We start from the raw sequence: 2,756 nt of genomic DNA, 5'->3' as shown, positions 1-2,756 counted from the left end.
GTGCGGCGGTGCGGCGGCGCGATGGCTCGGCGTCCCGGTCCGGGCCTGCGGGCCGCGTAGCCTGGCGTCATGAGCCAACCGAGCACCGCGTCGAGCCTCCGCGCGATCGGCGGCCGGTCGCGCAGGGCGCTCGTCGCCCTCGGGGCCGGCGCCGCGCTGCTGCTCACCGGGTGCCAGCAGGGCGCGCTCGACCCGACGCCGACCGCGGCCGAGGACGCGGCCGAGCCCACCGCATCCGCCACCCCGACGCCCACGCCGGAGCGGATCACGGTGTCGGTGAGCGCGATGGGCGACATCCTGCCGCACGACTCGGTGACCATGGATGCGCGCACGCCCGACGGCGGGTACGACTACGGCCAGTTCTTCGACGCGGCGCGGCCGATCTGGGCCGAGAGCGACCTCGTCTACTGCAACCAGGAGGCACCCTCGGGCGGCGTCGAGCTGGGGCTCACGTACTTCCCGGCGTTCAACGCGCCGCGCGAGTTCGCCGAGGGGATCGCCGACGCCGGGTGCAACACGATCGGCCTCGGCAACAACCACACGTTCGATCGCGGGCAGGAGGGCATCGATCGCACGCGCGCCGTGTGGGACGAGCTCGACCCGCTGCTGATCTCGGGCGCGTTCCGCTCGCCGGAGGAGCAGGCGGAGGTGCCGATCGCCGACGTGCACGGCATGGCGGTCGCGTTCCTCAACTTCGTCGACCTGTCGAACACGCCCACGAACGACTTCGCCGTGACGTGGCTCGACGACCCGCTCGTCGAGCAGCAGCTCGCCGAGGCCGAGGAGCGCGCCGACGCGACGATCGTCGCCGTGCACTGGGGCGACGAGTACTCGTCGGTCGTGAACGCCAGGCAGCGCGAGCAGGCGCAGCGGCTCGCCGACCTCGGCGCCGAGGTGATCCTCGGCACGCACCCGCACGTGCTGCAGGAGGCGGAGTGGCTCGAGCGCGCCGACGGCTCGCGGGCGTTCGTCTACTACTCGCTCGGCAACTCCGTCACGACGCAGATGGCGATCCCGCGCGTGGTGAGCGCGGTGGCGCAGTTCTCGCTCGTGGGCGAGCCGGGCGGCCCTGTCTCGGTCGTCGACCCGGCGGCCGTGCCGATCTACATGCACTTCGACCTGACGCCGCAGCAGTTCGCGTCGCAGCAGTGGATCCACCGCCGCAACCTGCAGCTGCACCCGCTGGTCGACGCGGCCGAGCCGATCACCCGCTCAGCGTGGCGCAACGACCTCACCGTCGAGTCGGGCATCCAGCTCGTGACGGATGCGCTCGGCCCCGACGTGCGCATCGTCACGGACTCGTTCGCCCCCTGACTCGCTGAGTGGCGCCTCCCGCAGGTGAGTGGCGCCTCGTGCGGGTGAGTGGCGCCTCCGGCAGGTGAGTGGCGCCTCTGGCGGGTGAGTGGCGCCTCCGGCGATCCGCTCAGCGAGCCAGCACCTCCAGCTCGAGCACCGCAGCCGCGACCTCCGACGGTGTCTCGAGGGCGGGGAAGTGGCCGCCGCGCTCGAGCACGGAGAAGCTGCGGAGGTCGCGGTACGAGCGCTCCGCGAGAGAGCGCGGGTAGTCCTGCTCGCGGCGCTGAACGCGCACGGCCACCGGCGCATCGACGATCGGGTGCGGCGCGCCGCGCTCGTCGCTGTACGGGCGAAACGATGTGCCGATCGAGCGCGTGAGCCAGTAGAGCTTCACGGTCGTGAGCACGGTGTCGTCGTCGAGCCCGTCGTCACCCGCCCACTCGAGCAGCTTCTCGCCGATCCATGCGAGCAGCCCGAGCGGGGAGTCGAGCAGGGCCGCGGCGGTCGTGTCGGGCCGCGTCCCCTGCTGGTGCGCGTACCCGCCGGCGAGCGGGCCCTCCGCGTCGAAGCGGCCGAAGAAGTCGGTCTCGTCGGTCGTGAGCTGCTCGCCGCGATCCCGGGCGCCGAACGACGCGTGCGTCGCGACCAGGCCCGCGACCGCATCTGGATGCCCGCCCGCCAGCCAATCGCTGATGCCCGCCCCGACGTCCTCGCCGTAGGTGAGGAAGCGCTCGTAGCCGAGCTCGTCGACCATGAGCGAGCGCCAGCGGCGGGCGACCGCCTCCTCGGTGAACGGCTCGTCGAGCGGCTCCGACCACAGGAAGCCTGGGAGCGAGGGGATCACGACGTCGAGCTCGCCCCGCAGCGCCTCGGCAAGCGGCAGCATCTCGGCGAAGGAGTACGGCCAGCCGTGCGTGAGCACGATCGGAAGGCGACCCCGCGTGCCGCCGCGCACGTGCACGAAGTGGATGCGCGTGCCCTCGATGGTCGCGACGCGGTGGTCGTGCGCGAACAGCCGCTGCTCCACGGCGCGCCAGTCGAAGCCGTCGCGCCAGCGCTCGAGCAGCCGCTGCAGCACCGGCATCGGGATGCCGTGCGCGCCGGGCGTCGGCTCTGGCACGCTCGCCTCCCCGAGCCGGCGCCGCAGGCGCTCGAGCTCTGCATCGGGCGCGCGGAACAGGAAGGGCTCGCTCATGCGTCGAGGCTAGGCCGGACCACTGACGCCGCGACCGAGGCCGGGCCCAACGCGGAAACCATGCGCGTCGACGGGTGCAGTCGCGCCCGGCGGGTGCTGGCGCGCCCGCACCGCTCGGGCGCAACCGCACCGGTGGGGCGGGCGTGCGCGACTCGGCCGACGTGCGCAGCGCCAGCGGCGCGGCTAGCTGTACCCGGCCATGACCTTGGTGCATTGGGCGGTGGCGTGAGGAGGACCCCCGCGGGTTGAGTGGAGTTGTTCACGC

Annotated in this window: 2 protein-coding genes; one reads left to right on the top strand and one right to left on the bottom strand. The window is 73.2% G+C overall.

Going from position 1 to position 2,756, the window contains the following annotated elements:
• The first annotated feature begins 69 nt into the window (after positions 1–69).
• Positions 70–1,314 carry a CapA family protein gene (locus NWP09_RS12340; RefSeq protein WP_258275797.1) on the top strand — a complete coding sequence of 415 codons (1,245 nt, stop codon included), beginning with the start codon at positions 70–72 and terminating at the stop codon, positions 1,312–1,314.
• Between the two features lie 109 nt (positions 1,315–1,423).
• On the opposite strand, the gene NWP09_RS12335 is transcribed toward NWP09_RS12340, so the two are convergent.
• A complete protein-coding gene (locus NWP09_RS12335; protein ID WP_258275796.1) occupies positions 1,424–2,491 on the bottom strand; it encodes an epoxide hydrolase family protein in 1,068 nt (355 codons plus the stop codon).
• Positions 2,492–2,756 lie beyond the last annotated feature (265 nt).

Source organism: Agrococcus sp. HG114 (assembly GCF_024723325.1).
Classification (GTDB): Bacteria; Actinomycetota; Actinomycetes; order Actinomycetales; family Microbacteriaceae; genus Agrococcus.
This window is presented reverse-complemented; position numbering and strand designations above follow the sequence as displayed.

Coding starts and splice junctions, on each gene's coding strand:
- NWP09_RS12340 (WP_258275797.1), top strand. CDS start 70: ATGAGCCAACCGAGCACCGCGTCGAGCCTCCGCGCGATCGGCGGCCGG.
- NWP09_RS12335 (WP_258275796.1), bottom strand. CDS start 2,491: ATGAGCGAGCCCTTCCTGTTCCGCGCGCCCGATGCAGAGCTCGAGCGC.